Annotated in this window: 16 protein-coding genes; 3 read left to right on the plus strand and 13 right to left on the minus strand. The window is 34.8% G+C overall.

Annotation, left to right across the window (positions count from 1 at the left end):
• Positions 1-7 precede the first annotated feature (7 nt).
• The 12 genes from AC0NBN_RS09385 to AC0NBN_RS09440 form a co-directional block, all read right to left on the minus strand.
• Positions 8-2,185, minus strand: a complete 2,178-nt coding sequence (locus AC0NBN_RS09385; RefSeq protein ID WP_160812598.1) for a midas domain-containing protein — start codon at positions 2,183-2,185, stop codon at positions 8-10.
• A 4-nt stretch (positions 2,186-2,189) separates the two neighbouring features.
• Entirely contained in the window at positions 2,190-2,711 is a 522-nt protein-coding gene (locus AC0NBN_RS09390; protein ID WP_160812599.1) for an LptE family protein, read from the minus strand.
• Between the two features lie 24 nt (positions 2,712-2,735).
• The gene (locus tag AC0NBN_RS09395) at positions 2,736-4,031 is read right to left on the minus strand and encodes a sigma-54 interaction domain-containing protein (protein ID WP_160812600.1); all 1,296 of its coding nucleotides are present in this window, start codon (positions 4,029-4,031) and stop codon (positions 2,736-2,738) included.
• 88 nt (positions 4,032-4,119) lie between these two features.
• A complete protein-coding gene (locus tag AC0NBN_RS09400; RefSeq protein ID WP_160812601.1) occupies positions 4,120-4,551 on the minus strand; it encodes a hypothetical protein in 432 nt (143 codons plus the stop codon).
• A 9-nt stretch (positions 4,552-4,560) separates the two neighbouring features.
• On the minus strand, positions 4,561-5,022 hold the full coding sequence (locus tag AC0NBN_RS09405; protein ID WP_160812602.1) for a DUF1016 N-terminal domain-containing protein: 462 nt from the start codon (positions 5,020-5,022) through the stop codon (positions 4,561-4,563).
• Between the two features lie 129 nt (positions 5,023-5,151).
• Positions 5,152-6,591, minus strand: a complete 1,440-nt coding sequence (gene miaB, locus AC0NBN_RS09410; RefSeq protein WP_160812603.1) for a tRNA (N6-isopentenyl adenosine(37)-C2)-methylthiotransferase MiaB — start codon at positions 6,589-6,591, stop codon at positions 5,152-5,154.
• 136 nt (positions 6,592-6,727) lie between these two features.
• Entirely contained in the window at positions 6,728-7,417 is a 690-nt protein-coding gene (locus tag AC0NBN_RS09415) for a hypothetical protein (protein ID WP_160812604.1), read from the minus strand.
• A 67-nt stretch (positions 7,418-7,484) separates the two neighbouring features.
• Positions 7,485-7,880 carry an energy transducer TonB gene (locus AC0NBN_RS09420; protein ID WP_474468234.1) on the minus strand — a complete coding sequence of 132 codons (396 nt, stop codon included), beginning with the start codon at positions 7,878-7,880 and terminating at the stop codon, positions 7,485-7,487.
• 20 nt (positions 7,881-7,900) lie between these two features.
• On the minus strand, positions 7,901-8,383 hold the full coding sequence (locus AC0NBN_RS09425) for an energy transducer TonB (RefSeq protein ID WP_143883131.1): 483 nt from the start codon (positions 8,381-8,383) through the stop codon (positions 7,901-7,903).
• 132 nt (positions 8,384-8,515) lie between these two features.
• The gene (gene lysA, locus AC0NBN_RS09430; RefSeq protein WP_474468237.1) at positions 8,516-9,715 is read right to left on the minus strand and encodes a diaminopimelate decarboxylase; all 1,200 of its coding nucleotides are present in this window, start codon (positions 9,713-9,715) and stop codon (positions 8,516-8,518) included.
• A 222-nt stretch (positions 9,716-9,937) separates the two neighbouring features.
• Positions 9,938-11,161: a 3'-5' exonuclease gene (locus AC0NBN_RS09435; protein ID WP_160812606.1), complete on the minus strand. Its 1,224-nt coding sequence runs from the start codon at positions 11,159-11,161 to the stop codon at positions 9,938-9,940.
• A 108-nt stretch (positions 11,162-11,269) separates the two neighbouring features.
• Positions 11,270-12,799 (minus strand): helicase HerA-like domain-containing protein, encoded by a 1,530-nt coding sequence (locus tag AC0NBN_RS09440; protein ID WP_160812607.1) that lies wholly within the window; start codon positions 12,797-12,799, stop codon positions 11,270-11,272.
• Positions 12,800-12,923: 124 nt separating this feature from the next.
• Between AC0NBN_RS09440 and AC0NBN_RS09445 the strand changes: the two genes are divergently transcribed.
• The 3 genes from AC0NBN_RS09445 (at position 12,924) to AC0NBN_RS09455 (ending at position 15,814) form a co-directional block, all read left to right on the plus strand.
• Complete coding sequence (locus tag AC0NBN_RS09445; RefSeq protein ID WP_160812608.1) at positions 12,924-13,979, plus strand: hypothetical protein; 1,056 nt, start codon at positions 12,924-12,926, stop codon at positions 13,977-13,979.
• A gap of 105 nt (positions 13,980-14,084) precedes the next feature.
• On the plus strand, positions 14,085-15,494 hold the full coding sequence (locus tag AC0NBN_RS09450; protein ID WP_160812609.1) for an MBL fold metallo-hydrolase: 1,410 nt from the start codon (positions 14,085-14,087) through the stop codon (positions 15,492-15,494).
• A gap of 11 nt (positions 15,495-15,505) precedes the next feature.
• Entirely contained in the window at positions 15,506-15,814 is a 309-nt protein-coding gene (locus AC0NBN_RS09455; RefSeq protein ID WP_143883126.1) for a thioredoxin family protein, read from the plus strand.
• Between the two features lie 66 nt (positions 15,815-15,880).
• On the opposite strand, the gene AC0NBN_RS09460 is transcribed toward AC0NBN_RS09455, so the two are convergent.
• Complete coding sequence (locus AC0NBN_RS09460) at positions 15,881-16,849, minus strand: ROK family protein (RefSeq protein WP_160812610.1); 969 nt, start codon at positions 16,847-16,849, stop codon at positions 15,881-15,883.
• Between the last annotated feature and the right edge of the window lie 50 nt (positions 16,850-16,899).

The raw sequence follows: 16,899 nt of genomic DNA on the forward strand, positions 1-16,899 counted from the left end.
AATTTTATTAATTTTTTCCTCTGTTATCTTTTATTTCCTGAATTTTGGCTTCAAAATAATCTTTCTTGTCAGGATGTTTCCCGATTAAAATCTGAAATGCATTAATTGCCTTTGTGTAAAGCTTTTGCTCAATGTACAAATTAGCAAGAGTTTCTGTCATCAGATGCGAAATATCGTCAGTTTTTTCTTTCACCACAAAATTTACTTCATCTTTCAGCTGACTGATTTTAGGATTGTTTTCAATGAAAGATTCAATAACTTTAGTTTTAGTTATAGCCTTTTCTTTCAGAATCTCTTCTGTACGGTCAATTTTCAGCCAGCTTTGCCATGTATTGATAAAACCAGGAATATTACTGTCAGCAACTTGTTTTTTTAGTGGTTCAGCAGCAATTGGTGCTTGCTGTGTTTTCTCCTTTGGCTTATTGTCTTCCTTATTAATCAGCAGACTTGAAATTTCTGATCCAAAGAATGACACATTCATTACAGGAACTTCCCCACTTTCGCTTTCATCATCTGTTATTGCTTTGCTTTCTTCAATTTCAGATTCATCATTCATTTCAGTTTCAGAAACTGTTTTTGGTTGTTCAAGATCAGATTTATCTTCCTGTATTTTTACAATTTCTGTTTCTTCTGCTGAGATTTCCTTACTTTCATTTTTTTTGTTTAATAAAGCATCGGGAAGGTTACTTTCAAAACTCATCGGCTTCCAGCTCGAGTTTACAATCTTATTTTCCTCCTCTTCATTATTTATTTCGTCCGAAATATTTTTTTGATTATCTGAAGTTAAATTTTCTTTTTCTTCTTTAGTATCAATCACAAAATCCTGTGTTTCTGCGAAACTGATCTCATTTCCTGGATGATCATCATCTTTTGGCGTTTCAGCAGTATTTGCTTTCTTCTCCGTTTTCATCCTTTTTTCAACTTCTTCAATCAGGCGTCTCATCTCTTCTTCATATTTATTTACAGAAGATTTAGGACTCTCAATTTTTGTTTGAACTTCAGAATGAGAAGTTTCAATTTTTATTTCAGGGAGAAAAGATTCTGTTCCATGAAAACTTAGCTGAGCATCATCCTTTATCTGTTCAGCAATCTTAGGTGTTTCAATCCGGTCTTCATTAATGATGGTTTCAGGATTTAGAGTCACCTTTGATTCCTCCTGATGATCTTCTCTTTCAGGCAAGCTTTCTGCATTTACTTCACTTTCAGGTTCAAAAGATTCAATTTTAAGGAAGCTTAATTCAGATTTATCATTTACTTTGTCGGAAACTTTCTCAGAGTCAATTTTATCTTCATTAATAACCGCTTCAACATTCAGATTTTCTGCAACTGGCTCAATTTCAGGCTCTGAAATAGTACTTTGATTCTGAATTTCTTCTGTTCCACTTTCGGGTTCAAAAGACTCAATTTTAAGGAAGCTTAATTCTGATTTATCATTTACTTTGTCGGAAACCTTTTCAGAATCAATTTTATCTTCATTAATAACCGTTTCAACATTCAGATTTTCTGCTACTGTCTCAATTTCAGGCTCTGAAATATGAACTTTTTCCTGAATTTCTTGTGTATTATCTTTGTCAGAAAGTAAAGTTTCAGGCATTTCCGAATCTAAAGAGCTGGAAGCGGTCTGTTTTTCATCTAAATCAGTTTCCTGAAGATTTTTTTCTTCTGTATTTTGAGTTTCTGTAGATATTTCTCTTTTTTGAATTACAATTACTCCGGATTCTAATGTAGATTCCAGATCAATTGTTTCAGAGTTTTCATCAGTCAGGAAGTTCTCCTCTCCTTCATATAAAATCCTGTTTCGTTCTCCGTTTACCAAAACATGCTTAATCTCCGGTTTGGGAGCAATAAGATCCTGTGAGACAGCTTCGTAATCATGTTTTACTTTCTCTCTTACATTTTCTTTTTCAACAGCTTTAGTTTCTTCGTCTATCTTTGGAATTGATGGCTGCTGCTGTAATTTACCGTTAATCAGCTGGTAAAGGATTTTTTTATCGGTAGTATAGGCCGCTGTAGTAGATAATTCTTTCTGATAATTTTCTCTGTCAAAAAGATGAACTCCATAAAGGTGAAGTGCACGGATATTCTGAATATACGGGGAAGAATTAATTTCCTCTTTCAAAAGACTTAAATCTTCTGACTGAATAATTTTCGGATTTTTTAATAATTCTAAAACTCTGTTATTCATCACTTTACCAATTAGCTACAATATCGTTAAAAATCTTATTAATAATTCTCTCTGTTACCAGTCTTACCTGTGATGTTTCAATCTGGCTTTGTGACAAATCACTGTTGAAAACGGCTTCATCAGAATAATTTCTTTCAAAGCTCACATCAGGATGAAGTTTGTTTTCGTAACGCACTTTCACGGTGATCGTAAGCTTATTCTGAGACTGTTGAATTGTTCCAGCGCTCGTCTGCTGTGTTGACGAACTAATAGTTGTCGGCGTGATGGCATAATCTATAATCTCTCCTTCAATTAAAATATCCGGATTGGTTTTTGTTCCTTTCAAAGTAGTTCGCTGCAGGAATCTGTTTTGAATGTCCGTCGAAAACTGCTGAGAAAGTGTTGGGTTTACTAAAGCTGCATTATTAGGAAACTCATTGATCTGAACTGTTTTCTCATCTTTCAGAGAAGAGCCGGTAAATGTATAGCAAGAATTGAGCAATCCTACTGATAATATCAAAATAAAAAGATTTGTGAGCTTATTCATTTATTGGTGTTTCGGGTTAAATATTTAATCTTCCAGATTATACTGTTTAATCTTACGGTAAAGCGTTCTCTGAGAAATTCCCAGTTCATCTGCTGCTCTGTTTCTTCTTCCGTTGTGCTTTTCTAAAGCTTTCACAATCAGATCTTTTTCATTATTCTGTAGTGAAAGAGATTCCGGTTTATTGTCTTCAATTTCCACGTCTTCAAAATCATCAAAATTATCATCGGAATTAGATATAATTGTAGGATTCTGAATATTATTTTGTCCTGAATTATTATTGTTTTCAAAAAACAAAAGAGAATTCGGATTTGCCGACTGTTGGGTTTCTGAAGTGTAAATTCTGTTGATAAGATTTTTTTCCTGATTACTCAGATCCGAGTTTCCCCTGTTTTTAATCAGTTCCGAAGTTAAGGATTTCAGATCATTAATATCGTTTCTCATATCGAAGAGAATTTTGTACATAATTTCTCTTTCACTTCCGAAATCACTTTGCTTTTGTGTATTCGGCTGATTGACAACCATTGGAAGATGGGCATCCATCGGAATATATTCTGTCAGTTTTTCTACTGATATTTTTCTTTCTCTTTCCACTACGGTCATTTGTTCTACCAAATTTCTCAGCTGGCGTACGTTTCCGGGAAAAGTGTAATTTTCGATATAATGAACTGCGCTTGGCTCAAGCTCCAATTCAGGCATTCTGTATTTTTCTGCAAAATCAATGGCAAATTTTCTGAACAGCAGATGAATATCACCTTTCCGCTCTCTCAAAGCAGGCATATCAATCTGAACGGTGTTCAAACGATAGAACAAATCTTCACGAAATCTTCCGTCCTGAATTGCTTTCATCATATTCACGTTCGTTGCGGCAACAATTCTTACATTCGTTTTCTGAACCTGTGAAGAACCTACTTTCATAAATTCGCCGCTTTCCAAGACACGAAGCAAACGAACCTGCGTCTGCAAAGGAAGTTCTCCTACCTCATCCAGAAAGATCGTTCCGCCATCTGCCACTTCAAAATATCCTTTTCTGGTAGCTGTTGCACCGGTAAACGCTCCTTTTTCATGTCCGAAAAGTTCAGAATCGATTGTTCCTTCCGGAATTGCACCACAGTTCACTACGATATAAGGCTGATGTTTTCTTTTTGATTCTGAATGAATGATTTTGGGAATAAATTCTTTCCCGACACCACTTTCTCCGATAACCAAAACGGAAATATCGGTAGGTGCTACTTGTATAGATTTTTCTAATGCACGATTGAGAGCCGGAAAATTTCCGATGATTCCAAAACGGTTTTTTATATTTTGAAGTTCGTTGCTCATAAGTAAATTTTTAGATTATTGATTTAAATATGACTTACATTAATAAGTGTAAATCTGTTAGTTAGTTTAAAAATAATTGGATTTAAATTTAACTTACAACGTCTAAATAATCTTTATTTCTGACTTTTGAAACTTTGGTTTTAAAATATAAAATTTCAGCGAAGAGCGTTTCTCTGCTATTGTTTTCAAAGTTTTTCAGGAGAAGACTGTGTTTTTCTTTTTCAGAAAAATCTGTTCCCGTTATATTTTGATGAAAATTGTTCTTTTGTTTATTAGGAAAAATTTTACCGATAATATCAATTGCGTACTGCTTTTGATTTATCGTTATCTTATGCACAAGATCTTCTTTTACCCCAATTTCCTGTAAATCCTCACAACCCTGATTTAAAATCCGGTTATAAAGTTCATACAACTGTTTACAGTCTTCACTTTCGGCTGTTCCATTGGAAATTTGAGCTGAAATATTGCTGCAGATTATTACCAACAATACACTTAGGCAATATTTATGAAATTTTTCCATTGTCTGAGTTTAAAATGTTAATAAAATCTTGTTTATGTTATTTTTATAACTTTCAATTTCGTAGAATTTTCTTTCATTAGGGTCTTTTATTCTCATTAATTTTAAATAGTGAGACCATGAAAGATTGAATTTTACAGACAGTGTCTGGGAAATTGTATTTGAAGAATTCGTCAACAGTGTTGACGAAATTTGTTCAGAATAAGTTTTATAGAAAAATCGCATTCTATCAAGGTTTTCTACCGAGAACCCTTTTCCAAATCTTTCCTTAAGATGTAAAGACAAATCTTTTAGGAGCGTTTTTCCGTATTCTGCCCGGTGTTCTCCATTTTGCTCGTCTTCTACAATTGTTTTTCCAATTTCAAAATAGGTCAGAACCATTGTTTGATTTACAGCAACAACAACACTCTTTCTGGCATTTTCTAATAATGCAGAAATCGTATTTAAAAGTGGTGTATTTTGTAAATCTTTCATTTAACGATAAAATCTTGTTTTGAAACCTCACTTCGCAGCCCGACCTGAGTGGAGCTCTTTTTGCGAGGAGGAACGACGAGCAAAAAAGCGGGAACGGAGGGCGGATAAAGCTGCCATAAGAATTTTAAATTATTTATTTACCGTTTCCCCTAAAAGTGTGCCTTGTGTATTATCAAAAACAAAAACGTCCACAATGTCACCAATTTTCTGACCTTCCAGTTTATCGAAAACACAAACTGCATTCTGAGAATTTCTTCCTTTCCACTGGTTTTCGTTCTTTTTGGAAGTTCCTTCAATTAAAATCTGGTGAACTCTTCCTACATAAGATTTCATTCTTTTTCTGGACAGTTCTCCCTGTAAAGCAATAACTTCCGCCAAACGTCTCTGTTTAACGTCCGCAGGAATATTGTCTTCCATCTTTTTGTGAGCAGGAGTTCCCGGTCTTTCTGAATAAGCGAACATATAACCGTAGTCATATTCCACTTCTCTCATTAAGCTTAATGTATCCTGATGATCTTCTTCTGTTTCGTTGCAGAAACCAACGATCATATCCTGAGAGAAACCCACTTCAGGAACGATTTCTTTTGCTTTTTTAATTAAATCTAAATATTCTTCACGGGTGTGCTGTCGGTTCATGGCTTCCAGCATATTGTTGCTTCCGCTCTGAACCGGAAGGTGAACATATTTACAGATGTTATCGTGTTTCGCCATCATTCTGAATACATCCAGACTCATATCCTGCGGATTGGAAGTGGAGAAACGGATTCTCATTTCAGGAACGGCTTTCGCAACCAGATCAAGCAACTGTGCAAAATTTACAGCTGTAGCTTTCTGCATTTCAGATGCTTTGGCAAAATCTTTTTTAGGACCGCCTCCATACCAAAGGTAGGAATCTACGTTCTGCCCCAATAAGGTAATTTCTTTATACCCATTTTCCCACAGGCTTTTGCACTCATCAAGAATAGAATGCGGATCACGGCTTCTTTCTCGCCCTCTCGTGAAAGGAACGACGCAGAATGTACACATATTGTCGCAGCCTCTTGTAATAGTTACATAAGCTGTAACCCCATTTCCGCCCAAACGAACCGGATTGATATCTGCATAAGTCTCTTCTTTCGAAAGAATTACGTTGATTGCATCTCTTCCGTCTTCGGTTTCTTTTAAAAGATTGGGTAAATCTCTGTATGCATCGGGACCAACCACAAGATCCACCAACTGTTCTTCTTCCAAGAATTTGGTTTTTAATCTTTCTGCCATGCAGCCCAGAACACCAACCGTCATATTCGGCTTTTCTTTTTTCAGGTTTTTGAACTGAGACAGACGCATTCTTACGGTCTGCTCGGCTTTTTCACGGATGGAACAGGTATTTAAAAGGATAAGGTCTGCTTCTTCAACCTTTAATGTTGTATTGTAACCCTGCTCATTAAGTATGGATGCAACAATTTCAGAGTCAGAGAAATTCATCTGACAACCGTAGCTCTCCAGGAACAGTTTCTTTGAGTTTTCTGCTTTTTCCGCAATGGCGAAAGCTTCTCCCTGTTTTGTTTCGTCTATATATTTTTCCTGCACGATAATCTTATTTAAGGTTTAAAATTTAACGTCTAGGTTCTACACATAAAGATTTGAACTCAAAATATTAAATTCTGAACTTATTGAATTTGCAAAGATACAAAATATTGTGACAGAATGTCAGGAGTGTTTTTAATTAACCTTTGAATGTTATTGGAATTCTGAATCTTGAGGACACTGGAATATTTCGGAAAGATTGCGGTTTCCATTTCGTATTAATTTGTTCTATCGATTTGATAATTTTACTTTTTAAATCTAATCCTAAATTTTGTGGTTTTTCTACAATGATATTATTTAAATCTCCTTCTTTGTTAATGGTAAAATTGACAACAATTTGTAAATCTTTAAGATTAATATTCTGATTTCTTAATTTTTCAAATAGTGCATTTCTAAAAGCAATCGTTCCACCGGGAAACTCAGCATTTTTTACAAGCTTTTCTGGAGTATAGCCTTTCATAAAATTTTTTCCGTAATCAATTGGATAAAATGTTATAGAAAATTTATTTAAATTTCCATCTGCATACTTCCATTTTTTTGATTTATTGATATTATTAAATCCTTTAATAAACCATTGTGTTGCGCAGTCATCTAGAACATTCTTGTTGTTTATTCTAGCAATACCTTCGATAATTTCAACTTTTGCCACAAACATTTCAGACATCCTATTATTACATTTTTCAAAACCATTTTTAACTAAAGCATCATTCAAATCAGCATAGAACTGTTCAGAGCCTCCTTCATATCCTTTGATATTATCATCATATAAAACCTGAGTATTAAAAAATGATGTAATAAACAGACCAACTAAAACAAAAAATTTATTCATACCAAAAAAAATAGCTATTGTAAATTAACAACAGCTAAAATAGGATTTTTATTAAAAAGATAAAAGATTAATCTCCATGATCAAAATGATCTGATGTAAAATAAATACTGATTATTTTTTGTGATAGTACAGGTTTCCCATTTTTGACTGCCGGTTTCCATTTCTTCTTTACTTTCTTCATTGCAAACTGCATATCTTCTATGAACATTTCACTGTTTTTAACTTTAGGTAAAACTTTGAGATTGATTACTTTTCCATTTTCATCAACATCAAACGTGAAAACAAATTTACCGTTCACCGCATACAAACCCAAGTCAATATATGCATGAATCATTTTCAAAAACTCTTTCGAAAATGCACTGTCACCTCCCGGAAATTCTGCACTTTTATATGTTACAGGATTTTCAGAGTTTACCCTTGTTTCCTGCGAATAACTTTTAAAGCCTAACAGAAAACATATCATCACAAAATACTTTATCATCTTTACATATCAGATGACAAAGATGAGAAATTCATTTTTAATTTCATTTCAGATTTTACAGGTTCTCCGTTACACATTGCGGGTGTCCAATTTGTTTTAATTCTTCTTACAACATATTGCATGTCATCAAAAAAAATTTCACTGTTCAGCACCTTTGGATCTCCTGCAATATCAATCACTTTGCCCATCGCATCAATAGTAAGTGTAAAAGTAAAATCGCCCGTTAATGTATAAAAATCGGAATTTAGAAATGTATACATGTATTTTCTCAGTATCTCTTTGTATGCGGCTGCTCCACCTTCAAAACTCGCCGGTTTGAAATCGGAACATCCTTTTATGGCAACCTGCATGAAAGGTTCTTTGATATCAATTTTCAGCAAATTTTTATTGTTTTCCATCATAAAAGAATCGTCTCTTTCATCTAAAACCTGAGAATAAGTAAGATTGGCAGTGATTAAGGCTAGTAAAAATGTTAATGTTTTCATGTGCGTAATTTTTAGAATTAATTGAGCTGTATTACATAAAAGCTAATCATTAAATTTCACAGTAAAAATTGAGCCAAAAAAAAGAAACTCCACGACAAAAGTGAAGTTTCCTTTTTTTTATTTAAGTTTAAATTATAAAACTTCAATCTGATTTCTTAGTAAGTCTTCAAACTCGTCTCTTTTTCTGATTAAATGTGCTTTGCCGTCCAAAAATAAAACTTCCGCAGGCTTAAGTCTTGAATTAAAATTAGAACTCATCTCAAAACCATAAGCTCCCGCAGTATGAAAAGCCAGAATATCACCTTCTCTTACCTCATTCAGTTTTCGGTCCCATGCAAAAGTATCGGTTTCACAAATATTTCCTACAACAGTATAAATCCTTTCGGCTCCTTTCGGATTGGATAAATTTTCAATTTCGTGGTAAGAATCATAAAACATAGGACGGATCAGATGATTAAATCCTGAGTTTACTCCTACAAAAACGGTTGCGGTGGTCTGTTTGATAACATTTGCTTTTACCAGAAGATATCCGCTCTTTCCCACCAAAAATTTTCCGGGCTCAAACCATAGCTCAAATTTTCTTCCGGCTGTTTTGGCATATTCGGAGAGTACTTTTTCTACTTTCTTTCCTAAAGTTTTTACGTCTGTTTCCATTTCACTGTCCTGATAAGGAATTTTGAATCCGCTTCCCATGTCAAGATATTTCAGATTCGGAAAATGTTCAGCCAGATCCAGCATAATTTCCAATGCCTGAATGAAAACTTCCGGATCTTTAATCTCACTTCCGGTATGCATATGAAGCCCTTCTACATTCAGATTCGTTGATTTCATTACTCTTTCAATATGACGCATCTGGTGAATTGAAATACCAAATTTTGAATCAATATGTCCTGTAGAAATTTTGTGGTTTCCACCGGCATAAATATGCGGATTGATTCTGACAAAAATCGGATAAGAATTTCCGTATTTGTTCCCGAACTGCTCCAGAATAGAGATATTGTCGATGTTGATGTGAACGCCATACTGCATCGCTTCTTCAATCTCAGCAAGATCTACACAGTTGGGCGTGAAAAGAATTTTTTCTTTTGGAAATCCTGCCTTTAAACCCAATTTTACTTCATTGATGGATACACAATCCAATGAAGCTCCTAAATTTTTGATATACTTTAATATATTGATATTTGTTAAAGCTTTGGCAGCATAAAAAAACTTGGTGTGTTTTAAAAATGACGAAGAAAGTGTTTCGTATTGTGCTTTTATCGAGTCTGCATTGTATACATACAACGGTGTACCAAATTCATTGGCAATTTTAAGTAAATCTTTTGAATTCATAATTTCATTTTTGACATAAAAAACGACAGATTCTTAAAAAAGAGTCTGCCGCAATGATTATTTTATGCAAGCTACTCTTTTAAATATTCCAAACCTTAGAGAACTTTACAGCTCCCTTTTTTCCGGTTTTATTTTGTTTAAAATTCTGCATTGCTTTGTTTAATTTCTGCAAAAATACTATTTCTTTTTTACATTGAGAAAAAAGGTTCTGAAGAAGCCTCGTTATTTTGGCAGCGGAAGTGTTTCAAAATCACTGCGAAGCAAAGCGAGCTGCAGGTCATTGATAAGATCTGTGACGGGAAGCGGCAGATCAATTTTCAGTTTTGAAATTTTGCTCATCGTCTGAATCTGGGTAAAAAGTTCATAAAAACCATACGAAACAGGCTTTCCGTTTTCTACGATGATAAATAATTTTTCGCCAAGCTTTCTGCCCGTTCCCAGCCAAAGTTCGTTTCTTTTTCTGAAATCAATTTTAGATTTAAGATTTTCAGGATCTTTCCATTCTTCAAGAAGCTGAATAAACTGAACAGCTTTTGTACCCTGCGTAAATGCTTTGAATCTGAGAATCGGTTTTTCGGTTTTGTTTAAATTATTTTTCTCTACAATATACTTTTGTTTTCTAAAATACAGTCCGAATGGAAACACTTCCCTTTTTTTAATTCCTTTAGAATTTAGAATCAATTTGGCAATGATATCCGAGCCTGTAAGTTCAAAACGAATCTGTTCCACCTCCTGCTGTATTATTTCCCATTTTTTGGATTTGGAATTAAACAGTTTTTTAGAAAACTTATTAATGTCCTGCACATAATCCGAAAAAATAATTTTTCCGTCTCCGTTCTGAAAGTAGACAAATCCTTTTTCGTTAGGCAGATCCTGAGTTAACTCTCTGATTTTGTTAATATAATTCTTAGCATTAGTCTCTTCGTGCTGTTTCTGAATAATTTCGTTTTCTGTATCTTTTGAGATTAAAAGCTTGAACAGTTCTAAAGTAGCTCTTGCGTCACCTTCTGCCCTATGAGCATTAGAAAGCGGAATACCGAGAGATTTAACCAATTTTTGAAGTGAATAACTTACCTCATCAGGAATCAGCTTTTTAGCCAGAGGTATCGTATCTAAAGTATTGATTTTAAAATCATACCCAAGCCGACTGAATGATTGACGGAGCATTCTGTAATCAAAATCAATATTATGACCCACCAATGTGGTATTCTGTGTGATTTCTACAACTCTTTTTGCCAATTCATGAAATTTTGGAGCAGTTTTTACCATTTTTGGAGTAATTCCGGTCAGTTTTTGCACAAAAGGGGTAATATCACTCTCAGGATTTACCAAAGAGATAAACTGGTCTACAATTTTCTGACCATCATAGCGATAAATGGCAATATCTATAATGCATTCTTTTCTGAAACCTGCACCATTACTTTCTATATCTATAATTGAATACATTTATTTCTAATCTTACTTTACAAATTCAGCAATCAAAAACCAAACCTTTTGATCGTCCGTTGTTAAAACGCAATTCTGCTAAAATAATAAAATTCCAGAAACTTGCAGTTACCTTCTTTTTCTACCTCCTAAACCGAGCATTCCTAAAATCGCTTTTGCACCTTCACGCAGCAAAGTATTTGTAAAAGTTCTTCCCTGTCTACTGTTTAAAACCTTTTCAAACATTCCCGGTTCTTCTTTTACCGGTTTTGTTTTTTGTGTAGAAGCTGAATTTTCGACAGCCTGCTCCATTCTTTGCACTAAGATTTCGTAGGCAGATTCGCTATCAATCGGCTTTTCATATTTAGCGACCAGTGCAGATCTTGAAACCAGATCTGAAACTTCGGCATCATTCAAAACATCCATTCTGGATTCGGGAGAAATTAGATAAGTATGAACCAGAGGCGTTGGAATTCCTTTTTCATCCAACGCAGTAACAAAAGCTTCACCAATTCCTAAATTTTGGATGAGTTCTGAAGCATTATAAAATTCTGTTGAAGGATAATTTTCTACAGCCTTGGAAATCTCTTTTTTATCTTTTGCCGTAAAACCTCTCAATGCATGTTGAATTTTTAAACCTAACTGAGAAAGCACATTTTCCGGTACATCACCTGGAATCTGAGTGATAAAATAAATCCCGACACCTTTAGAACGAATAAGTTTCACCATCGTTTCAATTTGTGAAATTAAAGCTTTGGAAGATTCATCAAAAATCAGATGCGCTTCATCAATGAAAAGAACCAGTTTAGGTTTTCCGCTGTCGCCTTCTTCCGGAAAGGTCATGTAAATTTCAGCAAAAAGCGAAAGCATAAACGTAGAAAACAATTGCGATTTACTTTGAATATCTGCAACCCGTAAAATATTAACAACGCCTTTTCCATCTCGTGTTTCCAGTAAATCATGAACATCAAAACTCAGCTCTCCAAAAAAATCTGATGCTCCCTGCTGTTCCAAAGCAACGATGGATCTTAAAATTGCACCTAAAGACGCAGAGGCAATAGAGCCGTAATTGGCTGACAATTCTGCTTTTCCCTGCGGATTATCCGTAACATATTGCAGAACTTTCTTGAGGTCATTTAAGTCTATTAAAGGCAATCCTTTATCATCACAATATTTGAAAACAATCGACATGATACTTTGCTGGGTATCATTCAGTTCTAAAATCTTGCTTAATAAAACAGGACCAAATTCGGTAACTGTAGCACGTAATTTCACACCTTTTCCGCCCGAAATACTCATCAGCTCAACAGGAAAAGCCTGCGGATTGTAAGAAAGTTGTGTTTTTGCGTATCGCTCTTCAATAACAGAATTCATTTTTCCGGCTTCTGCAATACCCGAAAAATCTCCTTTAATATCTAAAACTAAAGACGGAACTCCTGCATGCGAAAGCTGCTCTGCAAAAACCTGGAGTGTTTTTGTTTTTCCGGTTCCTGTAGCTCCGGCAATAAGACCATGACGGTTGATTGTTTTTAAAGGAATGGTGACATTCACTTCCGTTACGACATCGCCATCCAACATTCCTTTGCCTAAAATGATATGTTCCCCTTTCGGAGTATATCTTGCAGTAAGTTCGTCAATAAATTTTGTTTTGTCTCTCATTTGATTTTTTTAACATCTAAAGATAAAGTTTTTTGTAAAAAGTTTTAATAATCTCTTTTACTTATTAGACTACACCACCACTTTAATAAAATAAATTTAATTTAGCAGTCAGAATACCTTAATTATGTTTAGAAAAAGTCTGTTTTTTTCCTTTTGTTTTATTTCAGTTATTATTTTCTCTCAGCAAAATCAAAAACCCGTTGATCTTAAAGTAAAAGATGACTTTACCCATCAATGGACAAAAACCGTTTTCCCGAAACTATGGGCAGGTTTTGAGAGAGAAACAGTGCGATCATACGATTCTAAAAATAAAAATATGGGAATCAGTTATGTACAAAAACAATCTAAGAAAAATAAAACCGTCCTTACCATTTACATCTATCCGAAAGAAGAAATTAATAATCAGACACTCAGAGATGAGTTTTTGAGCTATTGGGTTGCCATTAATAAAAACTCACAAACCCATGTTGAGATGAAACCTTTATTCGGAAAAATTTCGGGTGATCAACTCAATGTACATTATATTTATTCACTGTTCAAAAATTCAATGGTTGAAGCCGACTTCTTCAATGGAATAAGACCTGTTGAAAAAAACTCTCTACTTGCAATCTATGAAAGTGGCGGATGGACATTTAAAATAAGAGTCTCAAGCGACGAAATGACCAACGAGCAATTACTTGATCTGAAACAGAAAACAGAAAATTATTTCAGTGTTTTGGATATTGCCGCAACAAAAACATTACCGGTGAACGATTCTCCGGACATTCTCTTTTCTCCTATCGTAAAAAGAGATTCTATGATGACGAAAGCAACCCTCGTCGCTGCAGAAGCCAAAATAGAATGGCTGAAAAAAAATCTGGATATAAAAGATATTTTAACAGGCTTTAATGATATGCAAATTGAATCTGAAGTTTATGCTACAGAAAAGATGCTGGAATTTTACAAAACAAACAAAAACAATTGGGAACAAACTCCTGAAACAAAAAAATATTTTGAAGATCTGATTGTAATTTCTGATAATAAACTCATTAAACATTACCTCTATAACAGAAACATGGGAGTAATTGATTATCCTGAAGGTGAGACTTATAAAACATCCTATGTAGAGTTTAAAAAAAACCATAAGATTTCTGAGGAGCTAGATGATATCTACTACAAATTATTCTATGATTTAAACTAAATGAAACTTTATAGATTTATTCTATCATAACAGATATTCATTTTACTGGCTTTTTAGAAAATAATATCCGATTTTTGTACATTAAAGACAAATTATCAATCCCAAATGAAAATTGAGCAAATATATACAGGCTGTTTAGCACAAGGTGCATATTATATCGTATCAGAAAATGAAGCAGCAATTATAGATCCGCTGAGAGAGGTAAAACCTTATCTGGATCGATTAGAAAAAGATAATGTTACTCTAAAATATATATTTGAAACTCACTTTCATGCAGATTTCGTCTCGGGTCATTTGGATTTAGGTGAAAAAACAAATGCTTCTATCGTGTACGGTCCCACCGCAGAACCTCAGTTTGAGGCAATCATTGCTGAAGATGGTCAAATTTTTGAAATTGGAAAAATCAAAATAAAGACTCTTCACACGCCCGGTCACACTATGGAAAGCACAACGTATCTTTTAATTGACGAAAATGGTATCGAAACTGCTATTTTTACCGGAGATACTTTATTTTTAGGTGACGTCGGAAGACCTGACCTTGCCCAGAAAGCAACCAATCTTACGCAAGAAGATTTGGCGGGAATTCTTTATGACAGTTTACAGTCGAAAATCATGCCTTTGGATGACAGCATTACTGTTTATCCAGCACATGGAGCCGGATCTGCCTGCGGAAAAAATATGCAGAAAGAAACTGTTGATATTCTTGGAAATCAGAAAAAAACAAACTACGCACTCAATCAGCCGGATAAAGAATCTTTTATAAGAGAAGTTTTGGATGGGTTAACTGCTCCTCCGAAATATTTCGGGATGAATGTTGCACTTAATAAAGGTGGTTACGAAAGTCTGGAAGTTGTCATGAATAAAGGTCTTAACCCTATTTCTGTTGAAGACTTTGAAAGCTTTGCAGAAGAAACGGGTGCCTTAATTTTAGACACCCGAAATCCAGCAGATTTTCACAAAGGTTTTATTCCCAATTCGATCAATATTGGTCTAAAAGGAGACTTTGCACCTTGGGTAGGAACATTGGTAGTAGATGTACAGCAACCTATCATATTGGTTTCTGATGAAGGAACTGAAGAAGAAGTAATTATGCGATTGAGCAGAGTTGGTTTTGACAATGTTTTGGGATATCTGAAAGGAGGATTTGATGCATGGAAAAAATCCAGCAAAGAAATTGACGAAGTAAAAAGGATTTCTCCTGCTGAATTTGCTGAACAGTTTACTGCAAATTCAAAAGTAATTGATGTAAGAAAAATTTCAGAATATTCCGCAGAACATATTGACAATGCGTATAGCAGACCTCTAGATATCATCAGCGAATGGGTTTCTGCGATTGATGATTCTGAACATTTCTTTTTACACTGTGCGGGAGGCTACCGCAGCATGATCGCAGCCAGTATTCTTAACTCTCACGGAATCAGAAATTTCACGGAAATAGAAGGAGGATTCAACGGAATAAAAAAAACAGAAAAACTTCCGGTTTCGGATTTTGTTTGTCAGTCTAAAGTCCTTTAAATTTGATCTAAATGTCTAAAAAATTTCAGGAAGTTATCAACTCTGAACGTCCGGTTCTTATTGACTTTTTCGCAACATGGTGTCAGCCTTGTAAAGTACAGTCTTCAGTTTTGACAAAAGTAAAAGAAAATGTAGGAGAGTCTGCAAGAATTATGATGTTGGATGTAGACCAATACCCAGATATTGCAGCTCAGGTAGGCGTAAGAGGAGTTCCAACCTTAGCTGTTTTCAAAAACGGTGAATTGCTGTACAAGCAAAGCGGAGTACATGATGTGAATACACTGACTGATCTTTTAAAGCAGTTTTCAGAATCAATTTAACCTAAATATAAAAAGCAAAAGCATCCATTTTCGGATGCTTTATTTTTGTGTATAAATTATTCAATTCTACTTTTCCCAAACCAATGCGCTTGCTCCTAAAATTGCAGCATCAGCCTCATCAAGTTCACTAAAGACAAGTTTTACTTTATTTCTGAAGATAGGAAGAAGATTTCTTTCCATGTGGAGCTTTGCAGGCTTTAAAATAAAATCTCCTGCTTTAATAACGCCTCCGAACAAGAGTATTGCCTGTGGTGAGGAAAACATAACAAAATTTGCCAAAGCTTCTCCTAACTTCTGACCTGTATATCTGAATACTTCAATAGCGACAGCGTCTCCTTTTTCTGCACATTCATAAACTGTTTTAGAATTGATGGCATCTTCAGGATAGCTATTGAGCATAGAATCTGGAAATTCTGCTCTCATTTTTTTAGCGGTGATAGAAATTCCTGTTGCGGAAGCATACGCTTCAAGACTGCCTTCAGAGCCTGTACTCCAATGTTTTCTTCCTCCCGGTTTTACAATGGTATGTCCCAACTCTCCGGCAAAACCATCATGTCCGTAGATCAGATTACCTCCCGAAACAATTCCGCTTCCTACGCCGGTTCCTAAAGTAATCATAATAAAATCTTTCATCCCACGTGCAGCTCCGTACATCATCTCTCCCAGAGCAGCAGCATTGGCATCATTGGTCATTTTACAAGGGCTTCCAAATTTTGCAGACATCAATTCAGCAAAATTTATCACTCCTTTCCATGGAAGATTGGGTGCGTGTTCGATTGTTCCGGTGTAATAGTTTGCATTCGGTGCGCCTACTCCGATACCTTCCATTATTTTTCCGTCACAATGTTTATCTATCAATGGCTTAATGGTTTCGTATAAAGCATCCACAAAAGCTTCTGCTGTCTCATACTGATCGGTAGAGATAGAACCTTTAACTATAATTTCACCTCTGTGATTAACCAGTCCGAACTTGGTATTTGTTCCACCAATATCTATCCCTAATGCAACCTGTTTTGACAAATCTATTACTGACATTTTTATTATTGTATAATTTAGAAGCAATAAATTTATAAAAAAGATTGATT

Source organism: Chryseobacterium sp. L12 (assembly GCF_056133985.1).